Here is a 14,089-nt window from a genome sequence, read left to right as displayed (position 1 = left end):
TAAACATGACTGATTTTGCAATGGTTTTCCCTGGACAGGGATCGCAAGCTGTTGGAATGCTAGCAGAACTTGCAGAGCACTATCCGATAGTGACTGAAACATTTGCTCAAGCATCTGATGTATTGGGTTACTCTCTTTGGGATCTCGTCCAAAATGGCCCTGAAGAAGAATTAAACAAAACGTGGAAAACACAGCCTGCATTATTAGCAGCATCCGTTGCTGTTTGGCGTGTATGGCAAGAAAAACAAGGCAAAATGCCACAAATGATGGCAGGTCACAGTCTTGGCGAGTATTCTGCTTTAGTCTGTGCGGGTGTTATTGATTTCGCAGCAGCAATTAAACTAGTAGAATTACGCGGACAGCTTATGCAAGAAGCTGTACCTGCAGGTACAGGCGCAATGTATGCCATTATTGGTCTGGATAATGATGCTATTGCAAAGGCATGCGAAGATGCGGCACAAGGGCAAGTTGTTTCACCTGTAAACTTTAACTCTCCTGGTCAAGTTGTTATCGCGGGTAACAAAGACGCCGTAGAGCGCGCAGGTGTTTTATGTAAAGAAGCGGGTGCTAAACGTGCTTTACCATTAGCTGTGAGCGTACCTTCTCACTGTGCTTTAATGAAACCTGCAGCGGATAAACTTGCAGTTGCATTACAAGAAATTGAATTTAAACAGCCTGAAATTCAGGTCGTTAACAACGTTGATGTGAAAGCACAAACCGAGGCTAATGCTATCCGTGATGCGTTAGTTCGTCAGCTTTATAATCCCGTTCGTTGGACTGAAACGGTTGAGCTTATTGCTGAAAAAGGTATCACACAACTATTAGAAATCGGCCCAGGAAAAGTATTAACGGGTTTAACAAAACGAATTTCTAAAGAAATGAATGCTACAGCAGTTAATGATATCGCATCATTGGATGCTGCATTAAGAAATGACTGAGGGATCTCATGGGATTTGACGGAAAAATAGCGCTAGTTACTGGTGCAAGCCGTGGTATCGGCCGTGCGATTGCAGAAGATTTAGTTGCACGTGGCGCAATCGTAATTGGCACCGCAACGAGTGAAAATGGTGCGCAAGCTATCAGCGAATATTTAGGCGATAAAGGTAAAGGTTTTGTGTTAAATGTCACAGAAAACGACTCTATCGAAAAATTTTTAGCAGATGTGCGTGCTGAATTTGGCGAAATTGATATTTTGGTCAATAATGCAGGTATTACTCGTGATAACCTGTTGATGCGCATGAAAGATGACGAGTGGCAAGATATTATTGACACAAATCTTTCATCAGTCTTCCGTCTGTCTAAAGCAGTTATGCGTGCTATGATGAAAAAACGTTATGGTCGTATAATTACCATTGGTTCTGTTGTTGGAACCATGGGTAACGCAGGACAGGCAAACTACGCGGCGGCAAAAGCGGGTGTGATTGGTTTTAGTAAATCATTAGCACGCGAAGTTGCTTCCCGTGGCATTACGGTGAATGTTGTTGCACCTGGTTTTATCGAAACTGATATGACTAGAGCATTAACAGAAGACCAAAAAGCAGGTATTTTATCTCAAGTTCCTGCTAACCGTTTAGGTGATGCCAAAGAGATTGCCAGTGCTGTAGCTTTCTTAGCTTCTGATGAAGCAAGCTATATCACGGGTGAAACATTGCATGTCAATGGTGGCATGTACATGATCTAATTATGGGGACGTCTTTATATTTGCTTTTTGCGTACAATATAATGCAAAATATAGCGAATAAAGTAGTCCACACAGTCGGGATTGGTTAGATCTTTTCCTGTATTTATAAACTAAGAAAATCATCGCGCAAGCGAGTTTTGATAGGAAATTTAATAGTATGAGCACTATCGACGAACGCGTTAAGAAAATCATTGTAGAACAACTGGGTGTTAAAGAGGAAGAAGTTGTAAATTCGGCTTCATTTGTTGATGACTTAGGCGCTGATTCTCTTGACACAGTTGAGCTGGTAATGGCTCTGGAAGAAGAATTCGATATCGAAATCCCAGACGAAGAAGCAGAAAAAATTACTACAGTTCAAGCTGCTATTGATTACGTTGAAAACGCAGGTAAATAAGCTTGCTAATCTAGGCGGTCACTCGACCGCCTATATTTTTAATCCTAAACTTTTTCCCTCCTTGGAGGATAAGCGTGTCTAAGCGTCGTGTAGTTGTGACCGGACTAGGCATGTTATCTCCTGTCGGTAATAACGCAGAAGCTTCTTGGGAAGCGGTGTGTGCCGGACAGAGTGGTATCGGCCTTATCGAAGATTTTGACACCAGTCATCATGCGACTAAATTCGCAGGATTGGTTAAAGATTTCAATCATGAAGATTATAATCTTTCGCGTAAAGACGCGCGCAAGATGGATCTTTTTATTCAATATGGTATTGCAGCTGGTGTGCAAGCCATGGCGGATTCAGGTCTTGAAGTAACAGAAGCCAATGCAAGTCGTATTGGAGCTGCTATTGGTTCTGGTATTGGTGGCTTAGGCCTTATCGAAGAAAACCACACGTCAATGACAAATGGTGGACCTCGTAAAATTAGCCCATTCTTTGTACCTTCAACTATTATTAACATGGTTGCAGGACATCTAAGCATTATGTATGGTCTTCGTGGCCCTACAATCTCTATCGCAACTGCATGTACATCAGGTGTTCATAATATTGGACATGCTGCACGTATTATCGCTTATGGTGATGCAGATGCAATGCTCGCAGGCGGTGCTGAAAAAGCAACCACACCATTAGGTTTGGGTGGCTTTGGTGCAGTTCGTGCATTATCTACACGTAACGATAACCCTCAAGCGGCTAGCCGTCCATGGGATAAAGATCGTGATGGTTTCGTGTTAGGTGATGGTGCGGGTGTTCTCGTTTTAGAAGAATACGAACACGCTAAAAACCGTGGCGCTAAAATTTATGCTGAAGTGGTTGGTTTTGGTATGAGCAGTGATGCTTATCACATGACTTCACCAGCAGAAAATGGCGAAGGTGGTGCGTTGGCGATGACAAACGCACTGAAAGATGCAGGTATTGCTTCATCAGTCGTGGGGTATATCAACGCACACGGAACATCAACAAATGCCGGTGATGTGGCTGAAGCACAAGCGGTTGAAAACGTATTTGGCAAAGGCACTGAGGTGTTAGTTAGCTCAACAAAATCGATGACAGGTCACTTATTAGGTGCTGCTGGAGCGATTGAGTCTATCTTTACTATTCTTTCGCTACGCGATCAAATCGTCCCTCCAACTATTAACCTCGATAATCAAGACGAAAAATGTCATCTTGATTTCGTTCCCAATAAAGCACGTAAAGTTGAGAACATGGAATATGCTCTGTGTAACTCATTTGGCTTTGGTGGGACTAATGGTTCAATTCTCTTTAAGCGCGTATAAACCGTTTTTTGTAGAAAATTGAAAAATGCCTAAAGGCCCAGGATTATTCTGGGTCTTTTATTTTGTCCTTTTACTGCCAGTTGTTTTATCATGTGCAGATTGATATCAATAACATAGATGTAAGGTGTGTTAGATGCATTGGGTAAACGGACAACAGCAGCAAAATGTTGATGCAAGTGACAGAGCAATACAATTTGGTGATGGTTGTTTTACTACACTGGCTATTGAAAAAGGAAAGCCCACCTTATTGTCTACACATATCAACCGCTTAAAACAAGGCTGTGATGTACTTTTTTTGCCTTATCCTAATTGGTCTGAATTAGAACGCCATATTATTGATATCGCCTCAGATACCCAAGTAAAAGGTGTTATTAAAGTGATTATCAGTCGTGGTTATGGCGGCCGAGGCTATTCTCCTAATGGGTTGTTTACACCAACAGTAATAACTTCTTTATCATCATATCCTGAACATTATCGCCACCAGCAAAATAAAGGTGTTTCGCTCGGTCTTAGTCCTGTTACTCTAGGGAGAAATCCCATGTTAGCCGGTATTAAGCATCTAAACCGCTTAGAACAAGTGCTTATCAAGTATCATTTAGAAAAAACAGAATTTGATGATGTATTGGTGTGTGATAATGAAGGATATTTAGTTGAAGCGAATGCTGCTAATCTTTTTTGGCGTAAAGGAAAGACTCTTTTTACGCCTGATCTTACAGATTCAGGCGTAAATGGCATTATGCGCCAATCGATTTTTCAAATAGCTCAAAATTATCATTGGAAAATTGATATTGTGAGAGAGAAACCGGAAACCCTTTATCATGCGGATGAAATTTGGTTAACAAATAGCTTGATGCCAGTGATCCCAGTTTCACGCATTACTTTTTCAGATGATAAGTGCTATCAGTATCCTTGTAGAGAGTATTATCATGTTGTTTTACAACACTGTTTGTCACTTAAATAGAATTTGATGAGTTATAAATGAAGATAAAAAAAATAGTATGGATAGTTTTTTTTGCCTTATTGATTAGCCTTGGTGCAGTTGCATTGTATATGATGCAACATATTCGAGGCCTAGAAGAAAATATTGTTGTAAAACAAGATGAAATGCTACTGACTGTGCCAGCAGGAACAGGGCGTGTTGCCATGGAGCAACTATTAATAAAAAATAATCTGCTTAATGAAAGCGATTATTTTCAGATGTTATTAAAAGCGAAACCAGAACTAAGCCAATTTAAAGCAGGAACCTACCGTTTAACAAAAGGTATGACACTGCGAGATATTTTGTTACTCATCAAGAGTGGTAAAGAGGCTCAATTTACAATCCGCTTTATTGAAGGTAGCCGTTTAAAAGACTGGCAATCTATCTTTGAACAAGCACCTCAATTGAGTATTATCGCTCATACGATGGATAGCGATAAATTGCGTCAAGAAATAGGAATAAAGTCTGAAATAGTGAATTTAGAAGGCTGGTTTGCACCAGATACATACCATTACACAGCGGGTACGACAGACGTCGCAATTTTAAAACGTGCCTATCAACAAATGGAAAAAACATTAGAAGAAGAGTGGATTAAACGCGATAGTGACTTACCGTATAAATCGGCTTATGAGATGCTTATCATGGCATCAATCATTGAAAAAGAGACGGGCATTGATGCGGAAAGAACAAAAGTCGCGTCTGTTTTTGTTAATCGATTAAAAACTAACATGCGATTACAGACCGACCCAACGGTCATCTATGGTTTAGGTGATAAATATAGAGGCACGATTTATCGTAGTGATTTAAATGGTTATACCCCTTATAACACGTATCAAATTGATGGATTACCGCCAACACCAATAGCAATGCCAGGTGTTGCTTCAATTAGAGCTGCTGCACATCCGGCGGATACGCGTTATCTTTATTTTGTTGCTGATGGAACGGGTGGTCATAAATTTTCAACCACACTTAATGAACACAATAAAGCCGTCGCACAATATCGACGCTTACAACAAAGATAATTATGAACAACAGTAAATTTATTGTAATTGAAGGATTAGAAGGCGCTGGAAAAACCAGTGCAATTCAAACCGTTATTGATACATTAAAAGAAAAAAACATTACTAACTTAGCATTTACTCGTGAGCCTGGTGGCACACCGCTCGCAGAAAAATTGCGTGAACTTATCAAACAAGGTATTGAAGGCGAAAAAGTTACAGATAAAGCCGAATTATTAATGTTATATGCCGCACGCGTTCAGCTTATCGAAAATGTGATAAAACCTGCCCTTGCCGAGGGGAAATGGGTGATTGGTGATAGGCATGATCTCTCTTCGCAAGCCTATCAAGGTGGGGGACGAGGTTTGGATAAAGATCTTATGCTGTCACTTCGTAATACGGTTCTTGGTGATTTTCGCCCTGATTTGACGTTATACCTTGATTTAGATCCTGCTATTGGTTTAGCGAGAGCAAGGGCTCGTGGTGAGTTAGACCGAATTGAAAAAGAATCGATGGACTTCTTTTATCGTACTCGTGAGCGTTATCAGGCCTTAGCTAAAGGTGATGAGACTATTATCACCATTGATGCATCACAAGTTATCGAAAAAGTACAAGCAGATATCCGCCAAACGCTAACCACATGGTTAGTCCAGCAGGAAAATAAAGTATCATGAATTGGTATCCTTGGTTAAATCAGGCATATCGGCAACTTATTAGTATGTATCAAGAAGGGCGAGGTCATCACGCTCTGCTTTTACATGCAACAGAAGGGATGGGGGCAGAGGCACTCTCTTATGGCTTAAGTCGTTGGTTAATGTGTCAGAATAAACAGGGATTAAAAAGTTGTAACGAGTGCCATAGCTGTCGCTTGATGCTTGCTGAAACACACCCTGATTGGCATATTTTACAAAGTGAAAAAGGTAAGTCATCAGTGGGTATTGAAGCGGTCAGAAAAATCACTGAAAAACTAGAACACCATGCTCAACAAAGTGGTGCCAGAGTGGTTTGGATAAAAAATGTCGAAGCATTAACTGAAGCTGCAGCAAATGCATTGTTAAAAACGTTAGAAGAGCCACCTAAAAATACTTATTTTTTAATGAATTGCCAACAGCCTGAAGTTTTATTAGCGACATTACGTAGTCGTTGTTTCTGTTACCATTTATCAACGCCAGATATTCAGCCGGCAATACATTGGTTACAGCAACAGTTACCGAATATGACTTATGCCAATGGGGTAACAGCGCTTAATTTATCGCAACAAGCTCCTCTTTTGGCGTTGTCATTATTAAAAGATGAATGGCAAGAAAGAAATACCTTCTGTCAAGCGTTACAAACCAGCTTACAACAACATGATTTATATGTATTTTTACCACAATTAAATCAAGATAATATTGATCGCCGATTGTACTGGTTATTATCACTGTTACTTGATGCATTAAAATATCAAACAAATGCACAAGCCTATTGTGTTAACCAAGATCAACAGCCTTTAATTATGGCATTATCACAATGGCCTTCATCTGTATTGTTAACCACAATTGATGGCTGGAAACAGTGTCGTTATCAAATAATGACTATTCCTGCCTTAAACAAAGAATTATTACTGGCAGAACAACTGCTAGATTGGGAAAATCAGTTAGTAACACGAAATTAATCCGTCATATAAAATTAATTGCGGTTTAGCTGTAATAAATAACATCTATAAGTCATATCAGATAAATGAGAGTACGTTATGTTTTTAGTTGATTCACACTGCCATCTCGACAGCTTAGATTATGAAAATTTACATAAAAATATTGATGATGTTGTCGAAAAAGCACAGCAGCGTGATGTTCAATATATGTTAGCTGTAGCAACAACTTTGCCCGGTTTCAAAAATATGCGTGAGCTTATCGGAAAACGTGACAATATCGCATTCTCTTGCGGTATCCATCCTTTAAATTTAGACGAAGGTCATGACGTTGAAGAGTTAGCACGCTTAGCGGCAGCCCCCGACGTGGTTGCCTTAGGTGAAACAGGGTTAGATTACTATTACCAACAAGAAAATGCGGCATTACAACGTGATATTTTTCGTGAGCATATTCGTATCGGTCGACAAGTCAACAAACCCGTTATCGTACATACACGCAGTGCTCGTGAAGACACCTTGTCGATTTTAAAAGAAGAGAAAGTACAAGATTGTGGTGGTGTATTACATTGCTTTACTGAAGATAAAGAAACCGCGACTAAATTACTTGATCTTGGAATGTACATCTCTTTTTCAGGCATTGTGACATTTAGAAATGCAGAACAAATTAGAGAAGCCGCACGCATTGTGCCACTGGATAGAATTTTAGTTGAAACAGATTCGCCATATTTAGCACCCGTGCCGCATCGTGGTAAAGAAAATCAACCCGCTTATGTCCGTGATGTCGCTGAATATATGGCTGTATTAAAAGGCGTGAGTGTTGAAGCGTTAGCACAACAAACAACACGTAATTTTGCTACTCTTTTTCATATTCAAAATTTATCCGCTTAATTAAGTTGTTCAGGAATTAAAATAGATAATAAGGTGATAGAAATGGCAGAAGAAACAATTTTCAGTAAGATTATTCGTGGCGAAATTCCGGCTAACATCGTTTTCCAAGATGATACAGTTACCGCATTTCGTGATATTTCGCCTCAAGCACCCACACATATTTTGATTATTCCTAATAAATTGATCCCCACCGTAAATGATGTGACTGCGGAAGATGAGCAAGTGTTAGGACACCTTTTTGTGGTTGCTGCAAAAATTGCCCAACAAGAAGGTATTGCTGAAGATGGCTATCGTTTAGTGATGAACTGCAATAAACATGGTGGACAAGAAGTTTTCCATATCCATATGCATTTACTGGGTGGTAAATCATTGGGGCCATTATTAAGCCAATAATCAATATGATGCTAAAAGTAAGATAACAGGAAGTAATACATGATAAGACAAGGTAAGGCTATTTACGCATTACTTATTGCTGTATGTATGACGACATTGCTTTCTGGATGTTTATCATCTCATTCAGATAATAAACTCTATTTTAATCGTCAGCAGGCCATTATTATGGAGCCCTCAGTATTAGTCGTGGGTATTGTGGCTGGGCAACCGACACTCGACCACCATGCTAATGGTACAAGAGCGACAGTAATGCTATCAAATACACAATCTTATCCTGTCTCTATCCGTTATCGTTTTTACTGGTATAACGAACAAGGGCTTGAAATATCGCCTGCTGGGCATGTAAATGATGTAACTATTCTGGGTGATGGTGATATGGAAATTAGCGCTGATGTGCCAGATAAAACCATTAGTTATGTCAGAGTTTATCTCTTTACTTAGGATAAGGTAACGCGAGTATGAAAAGACTTCTATTTGTGGCGATGTCTGTATTTTTATTAGCAGGTTGTCCATCCATGTTGCCACAACAACCGCCTGTCCCTATAGAGCCTGTTACGCCTACAGTGCCAGTAGAGGAACCCTCTAAACCGATAGAACCACCAATTGAAGTAGTGCCAACACCCCCTAAAATCACTAGCATTAATTGGAATGCGGCAGTGACACCTTTAATAAGAGAGATGGCAGTTACTGACGATTTAGAACCGGGTAAATTAATCGTTGTTGATAATGTTAAAAATAACTCAGGTGGAAATATCCAAGCAGTTAATGCCGCCAATACGATTATCGAATCAGTTAATAGTATTAGCGCGTTACAAACGGTACCTTATGCACAAATGATGTCAGCACGAAAAGCGCTAGGTCTATCAGGAGAAGACAGCCTTGGTCTTCGTAGTGCCGCAATTGGCTTAGCTCGCTATTTAAAAGCAGATTATATTTTATTCTCAACGGTTGATGGTAAAAAAGATAATCGCGTCATCAGCATGCAGTTAATGTCGGTTTCTTCTGGTGAAATTCTTTGGACTGGGCGTCATCAAGTTGAGTGATCCGCATTACCTAAGTTTGCTTAATGCCTTGCAAGCGCTTTTCCCTGCAATGGCATTAAGTAAATGGAAAGTTGCTGCATTAGAAGGATCTGGCGGTGGCGCTTTTCGCGTACAATATGCAGATATTGATTGGGTCGCTCGCTATTATGGTGATGAAAAAAAAGCGCTTTATGTACATGGAAGAAAAGAGTATGTCATTTTAAAGCAGCTTGCCGGCTCTAATTTATCACCTAAAGTTGCTGCACGTTATAAAGAGTGGTTTTTTCTTTATTGGTTGCCTGGCAAACATCTTACTCATCAATCACTTTTTAGCACTTATTTAAAGCCCCTTGCTGAAAAAATAGCCACATTACATCAACAAACACCGCTAGGATTTCCTCTTAATTTAAACCACGAGTTATCTGTTTATTGGCAGGGTATAGATAAAAAACGGTTATCAGCGAGATGGTTAGGCTTACAACAGTATTTTTTACGCCAACCTCGGTGTAATCTCATAAAGTACGCGCCAGCTCACATGGATTTACACGTTGAGAATATTCTTCTTGGTAATTCAGGTATAAAATTTATTGATTGGGAATATGCTGCCGATATTGATACCGCAGACTCGTTAATGACGTTCTTTGCCACAAATCAATTAAATGAAATCCAACAAAATACATTTTTGGATTATTATTGTTCGTATCATTGTCATTATACGCAGTCAAAAGAGATTTCTTTTTATTCTATAGAAGAGTTAAGAGAACGTATTCTTTCAAGAGAACCATTCATTTTTTATATGATGCTAATGTGGTATGAAGTCCGTTGGCAGCAAACAAAAGATGAATCATTTTTAATAATGTCTGAACCTTTACGTCACTATTTTAGTCTGATGAATTAACGACATTATCTTGTCAAAATTACAAAGAGAGGAATGTTATGGGTCCGGTAATGCTTGATGTTGAAGGGTATGAACTCGATAGTGAAGAGCGTGAAATTTTAAAGCACCCTCTTGTCGGTGGATTAATCCTTTTTACCCGCAACTTCCACAATGCTGAACAATTAAATGAATTAGTCCGCCAAATCCGTGATGCGTCTCATGAGCGTCTTGTCATTGCAGTTGATCAAGAAGGGGGTCGAGTACAACGATTCCGTGACGGTTTTACGCGCATACCAGCAGCACAATCTTACGCGGCATTAAATGAAAGTTATCAAGCAAGCCATTTAGCACAAGAAGCTGGCTGGTTAATGGCGTCAGAAATGATTGCTATGGATATTGATATCAGCTTCGCACCTGTTCTCGATTTAGGGCATAACTGTATTGCTATTGGTGAACGTTCTTTCCATGATTCACCTGAGATTGCAATGACTATGGCAGAAAGCTTTATTAAAGGTATGCGTTCTGCGGGTATGAAATCAACAGGCAAACATTTCCCTGGACATGGTGCGGTAAGAGCGGACTCTCATAAAGAAACACCTCGCGATGATCGCGCTTTAAATGATATTCGCCAACGCGATATGTCAATTTTTAAAGATTTTATTCAACGCCAGTTATTAGATGCCATTATGCCAGCGCATGTTATTTATTCTCAGGTTGATGAGCGTCCTGCTAGTGGTTCATCCTACTGGCTGAAATCCATTTTACGTGAACAATTAGGCTTCCAAGGCGTTATTTTTTCTGATGATTTATCGATGGAAGGCGCAGCTATTATGGGAAGTTATGCAGAAAGAGCACAACGTTCACTGGATGCTGGCTGTGATATGCTTTTAGTGTGTAATAACCGAAAAGGGGCGGTGAGTGTGTTAGATAACCTGTCCTCTGTCAAAGCAGAACGAATTTCCACATTGTACCATCACCGAGGTCGTTACACATTGAGTGAGCTACAAACTTCTGATCGTTGGAAACAAGCGAATCAGTTGCTGACCCAATTACAGGAGCAATGGCAGGAGCGCGCATGATTATATATTTACATGGTTTTGATTCCACAAGTCCTGGAAATCATGAGAAGGTTTTACAGCTACAGTTTATTGATCCTGATGTTCGTTTTCTTAGTTACAGTACGTTGCATCCTCGACATGACATGCAACACTTACTAAAAGAGACGGATAAAGTGATTAAATCCACGAAAGATCCTGTATTAATTTGTGGTGTTGGATTAGGTGGATATTGGGCTGAGCGTATTGGTTTCTTATGTAATATTCGTCAGGTGATGGTTAATCCTAATCTTTTTCCTTACGAAAATATGACAGATAAAATCGACAGGCCTGAAGAATATTTAGATATTACAACGAAATGCATAAAAGATTTTCGCTCTAAGAACAAAGACAATGCGTTAGTCATTTTATCCCGAAATGATGAAGTTTTAGACAGTCAGCGTTCTGCTGATGAATTATCACCTTATTATTCTGTGATTTGGGATGAAGTGCAGACACATAAATTTAAGAGCCTTTCTGAACATTTGTTTAAAATTAAAGCATTCAATAGCAAAAATTAAGACTGAATAAGTGAGTTTAAAATGGGTGGAATTTTTCCATCCATTTTTTTATCTTATAAGCCTAAAGTCCCCTGTTTTTGTGTGATCTTTCATTTTTTACCATTTGTTTACGTGTGATCTTTTATCACGTAAATGATCACGTTCTATCCCTATTTCTTTATACCTTCTTTATATTTAATTAATTGTATATCTTGAATAAAATCGATACTTACCTCTTTAATAGAGTTATTTTATCGTCATAAAAAGGCGAGTTACCCCTCGGTTCTTCAAAAAAGAGATATGAATATTCAAATTTTTTTGATATAAATCAACTTTGGTATGACCATCTTCCCAATTAATTTGTTTGAAAACAAAATAACAGCCGAAACGATTTAACTGTCGTTATATAAGTAGATTTCACCAAGGCTATTTAAATAACAACAGTAAATATCTTTATGGAGTGACGCTAAATGTCATTAACAAAAATTGTTATTGTCGGTGGTGGTGCAGGCGGTTTAGAACTTGCAACTAAATTAGGCAATAAATTAGGTCGCAGCAAAAAAGCAGAAATTACCTTAGTCGATCGCAATAATAGCCATTTGTGGAAACCACTTTTACATGAAGTAGCAACAGGCTCTTTAGATGATGGGGTTGATGCATTAAGTTATTTAGCGCATGGCTATAACCATCATTTCAACTTTCAATTAGGTTCATTAACTGGGCTTGATCGCGAGCAAAAAAATATTACGCTAGCGGCTATATATGATGAAGCACAAGCGTTACTCGTACCAGAACGTACACTTGATTATGACATTTTAGTCATGGCGTTGGGCAGTAAATCAAATGATTTTGGTACGCCGGGTATTAAAGAAAATTGTATTTTCTTAGACAGTCCTCAGCAAGCTCATCGTTTCCATAATGAAATGCTGAATTTATTCTTAAAATATTCTGCAGATACCCATGCTCAAGAAGAGGATCGTAAAGTTAATATTGCGATCGTTGGTGGTGGTGCTACGGGCGTTGAACTTTCGGCTGAATTACATAATGCTGTACGTCAACTCAATAGCTATGGATTAAAAAAACTAGCACCTTCTGCACTCAATATTACGTTAGTTGAAGCCGGAGAACGTATTTTACCGGCCTTACCTGTACGTATTTCAAGTGCAGCACACAATGAATTAACGAAATTGGGTGTAAGAGTCATGACCAAAACAATGGTCACTAGTGCAGATGATGATGGATTAAATACCAAAGAGGGTGAGCATATTGATGCTGATTTGATGGTATGGGCTGCGGGTATTAAAGCGCCTGATTTTATGAAGGATATTGCAGGGTTAGAAACTAACCGTATAAATCAATTGGTAGTTAAACCAACCTTACAAACAACATTAGATGAGTCTATTTTTGCAATTGGTGATTGTGCTTCTTGCCCCCGAAAAGAAGGGGGTTTTGTTCCACCTAGAGCACAGTCTGCACATCAAATGGCAAGTCGTTGTTATGGCAATATTTTAGCAATGTTAAAAGATAAACCTTTAAAAGATTATGTGTATACCGATCACGGCTCATTAGTTTCCTTGTCTAAATTTAGTACCGTAGGAAGCTTAATGGGTAATTTGATGAAAGGTGACATGATGATTGAGGGGCGAATTGCTCGTATTGTTTATATCTCTTTATATCGTATGCATCAAATTGCGTTGCATGGTTACATCAAAACGGGGCTCATGATGTTGGTCGGATCAATCAATCGAGTGATCAAGCCCAAGCTAAAACTTCATTAATTTATCTTTTGTTTTGGTGATAAAACAAAAGTTATCTTTTAAAGCCCTCATCTTATATGAGGGTTTTTTATCTATTTTTTCTTTTAAATTAAATAATTAAATGAGAATATCTAAATAAGATAAATAATCTTAGCATAAAGCACTAGATGATTTATCTGTTTATACCGAAAATAACCAATAACTCTAACGCTTAATAGGGTAATGATAAATATAATTTTATTATTAAGGCTAAACTAATAATATTAAAGATAGAATTTGTTTTTTATTATTACGGTAAATTATTTAAGACTTTTCTTAAATAAAAAAGGATGTTTAATTCATTAATTTATCAAATAAAGTGTTATGGTATTTCGCAGATTTGAATTAGACAAATAATGAATAGAATCCATTAGGCATAAGCTTAAGGTGTTATTTTTATTCCAATTTAATGAGATAAAATGTTTTCATAAATCTTGAAAGTAATTTTTATAATATGACTTAAAAATAAAATATTGACAGTTTTTAAGCGACAATTGTTAACTTGGTGTTATCATAATGAT

The 14,089-nt window shown here is 38.5% G+C and carries 16 protein-coding genes; all 16 read left to right on the top strand.

Going from position 1 to position 14,089, the window contains the following annotated elements:
- The first annotated feature begins 5 nt into the window (after positions 1 to 5).
- The 16 genes from fabD (at position 6) to INT39_RS03060 (ending at position 13,550) form a co-directional block, all read left to right on the top strand.
- Entirely contained in the window at positions 6 to 938 is a 933-nt protein-coding gene (gene fabD / locus INT39_RS03135; protein ID WP_193014365.1) for an ACP S-malonyltransferase, read from the top strand.
- Between the two features lie 8 nt (positions 939 to 946).
- Positions 947 to 1,681 (top strand): 3-oxoacyl-ACP reductase FabG, encoded by a 735-nt coding sequence (fabG, locus tag INT39_RS03130; RefSeq protein WP_193014366.1) that lies wholly within the window; start codon positions 947 to 949, stop codon positions 1,679 to 1,681.
- A 157-nt stretch (positions 1,682 to 1,838) separates the two neighbouring features.
- Complete coding sequence (acpP, locus tag INT39_RS03125) at positions 1,839 to 2,075, top strand: acyl carrier protein (RefSeq protein WP_004247087.1); 237 nt, start codon at positions 1,839 to 1,841, stop codon at positions 2,073 to 2,075.
- 74 nt (positions 2,076 to 2,149) lie between these two features.
- On the top strand, positions 2,150 to 3,391 hold the full coding sequence (fabF, locus tag INT39_RS03120; protein ID WP_193014367.1) for a beta-ketoacyl-ACP synthase II: 1,242 nt from the start codon (positions 2,150 to 2,152) through the stop codon (positions 3,389 to 3,391).
- A 133-nt stretch (positions 3,392 to 3,524) separates the two neighbouring features.
- Positions 3,525 to 4,352, top strand: a complete 828-nt coding sequence (pabC, locus tag INT39_RS03115; RefSeq protein WP_193014368.1) for an aminodeoxychorismate lyase — start codon at positions 3,525 to 3,527, stop codon at positions 4,350 to 4,352.
- Positions 4,353 to 4,369: 17 nt separating this feature from the next.
- On the top strand, positions 4,370 to 5,392 hold the full coding sequence (gene mltG / locus INT39_RS03110) for an endolytic transglycosylase MltG (RefSeq protein WP_193014369.1): 1,023 nt from the start codon (positions 4,370 to 4,372) through the stop codon (positions 5,390 to 5,392).
- 2 nt (positions 5,393 to 5,394) lie between these two features.
- Positions 5,395 to 6,042 (top strand): dTMP kinase, encoded by a 648-nt coding sequence (gene tmk, locus INT39_RS03105; protein ID WP_193014370.1) that lies wholly within the window; start codon positions 5,395 to 5,397, stop codon positions 6,040 to 6,042.
- Positions 6,039 to 7,022, top strand: coding sequence for a DNA polymerase III subunit delta' (gene holB / locus INT39_RS03100; RefSeq protein ID WP_193014371.1), 984 nt, complete (start codon positions 6,039 to 6,041; stop codon positions 7,020 to 7,022). Before tmk ends, holB begins: the two co-directional genes overlap by 4 nt.
- A 78-nt stretch (positions 7,023 to 7,100) precedes the next feature.
- Complete coding sequence (locus INT39_RS03095) at positions 7,101 to 7,886, top strand: metal-dependent hydrolase (protein WP_193014372.1); 786 nt, start codon at positions 7,101 to 7,103, stop codon at positions 7,884 to 7,886.
- 42 nt (positions 7,887 to 7,928) lie between these two features.
- On the top strand, positions 7,929 to 8,279 hold the full coding sequence (gene hinT, locus INT39_RS03090; RefSeq protein WP_193014373.1) for a purine nucleoside phosphoramidase: 351 nt from the start codon (positions 7,929 to 7,931) through the stop codon (positions 8,277 to 8,279).
- Between the two features lie 39 nt (positions 8,280 to 8,318).
- Positions 8,319 to 8,720 carry a YcfL family protein gene (locus INT39_RS03085; RefSeq protein WP_193014374.1) on the top strand — a complete coding sequence of 134 codons (402 nt, stop codon included), beginning with the start codon at positions 8,319 to 8,321 and terminating at the stop codon, positions 8,718 to 8,720.
- A gap of 17 nt (positions 8,721 to 8,737) precedes the next feature.
- On the top strand, positions 8,738 to 9,322 hold the full coding sequence (locus tag INT39_RS03080; protein WP_193014375.1) for a penicillin-binding protein activator LpoB: 585 nt from the start codon (positions 8,738 to 8,740) through the stop codon (positions 9,320 to 9,322).
- Positions 9,285 to 10,199: a phosphotransferase gene (locus INT39_RS03075; protein ID WP_319021308.1), complete on the top strand. Its 915-nt coding sequence runs from the start codon at positions 9,285 to 9,287 to the stop codon at positions 10,197 to 10,199. Before INT39_RS03080 ends, INT39_RS03075 begins: the two co-directional genes overlap by 38 nt.
- A gap of 50 nt (positions 10,200 to 10,249) precedes the next feature.
- Positions 10,250 to 11,257 carry a beta-N-acetylhexosaminidase gene (nagZ, locus tag INT39_RS03070; RefSeq protein WP_264299068.1) on the top strand — a complete coding sequence of 336 codons (1,008 nt, stop codon included), beginning with the start codon at positions 10,250 to 10,252 and terminating at the stop codon, positions 11,255 to 11,257.
- Positions 11,254 to 11,793, top strand: a complete 540-nt coding sequence (gene ycfP / locus INT39_RS03065; protein ID WP_193014377.1) for an alpha/beta hydrolase YcfP — start codon at positions 11,254 to 11,256, stop codon at positions 11,791 to 11,793. The genes nagZ and ycfP overlap by 4 nt, the downstream gene beginning before the upstream one ends.
- A gap of 449 nt (positions 11,794 to 12,242) precedes the next feature.
- On the top strand, positions 12,243 to 13,550 hold the full coding sequence (locus INT39_RS03060; RefSeq protein ID WP_193014378.1) for an NAD(P)/FAD-dependent oxidoreductase: 1,308 nt from the start codon (positions 12,243 to 12,245) through the stop codon (positions 13,548 to 13,550).
- The last annotated feature ends 539 nt before the right edge of the window (positions 13,551 to 14,089 follow it).

The sequence above is a fragment of the Pseudomonas sp. FME51 genome (assembly GCF_014897305.1).
Note: the sequence above shows the minus strand (reverse complement) of the source record. Positions and strands in the feature narration are given on the sequence as shown.

Bases quoted from the DNA above. Each gene is read 5' to 3' on its own strand.
- fabD (WP_193014365.1), top strand. From the start codon at position 6: ATGACTGATTTTGCAATGGTTTTCCCTGGACAGGGATCGCAAGCTGTT.
- fabG (WP_193014366.1), top strand. From the start codon at position 947: ATGGGATTTGACGGAAAAATAGCGCTAGTTACTGGTGCAAGCCGTGGT.
- acpP (WP_004247087.1), top strand. From the start codon at position 1,839: ATGAGCACTATCGACGAACGCGTTAAGAAAATCATTGTAGAACAACTG.
- pabC (WP_193014368.1), top strand. From the start codon at position 3,525: ATGCATTGGGTAAACGGACAACAGCAGCAAAATGTTGATGCAAGTGAC.
- mltG (WP_193014369.1), top strand. From the start codon at position 4,370: ATGAAGATAAAAAAAATAGTATGGATAGTTTTTTTTGCCTTATTGATT.
- tmk (WP_193014370.1), top strand. From the start codon at position 5,395: ATGAACAACAGTAAATTTATTGTAATTGAAGGATTAGAAGGCGCTGGA.
- holB (WP_193014371.1), top strand. From the start codon at position 6,039: ATGAATTGGTATCCTTGGTTAAATCAGGCATATCGGCAACTTATTAGT.
- INT39_RS03095 (WP_193014372.1), top strand. From the start codon at position 7,101: ATGTTTTTAGTTGATTCACACTGCCATCTCGACAGCTTAGATTATGAA.
- hinT (WP_193014373.1), top strand. From the start codon at position 7,929: ATGGCAGAAGAAACAATTTTCAGTAAGATTATTCGTGGCGAAATTCCG.
- INT39_RS03085 (WP_193014374.1), top strand. From the start codon at position 8,319: ATGATAAGACAAGGTAAGGCTATTTACGCATTACTTATTGCTGTATGT.
- INT39_RS03080 (WP_193014375.1), top strand. From the start codon at position 8,738: ATGAAAAGACTTCTATTTGTGGCGATGTCTGTATTTTTATTAGCAGGT.
- nagZ (WP_264299068.1), top strand. From the start codon at position 10,250: ATGCTTGATGTTGAAGGGTATGAACTCGATAGTGAAGAGCGTGAAATT.
- ycfP (WP_193014377.1), top strand. From the start codon at position 11,254: ATGATTATATATTTACATGGTTTTGATTCCACAAGTCCTGGAAATCAT.
- INT39_RS03060 (WP_193014378.1), top strand. From the start codon at position 12,243: ATGTCATTAACAAAAATTGTTATTGTCGGTGGTGGTGCAGGCGGTTTA.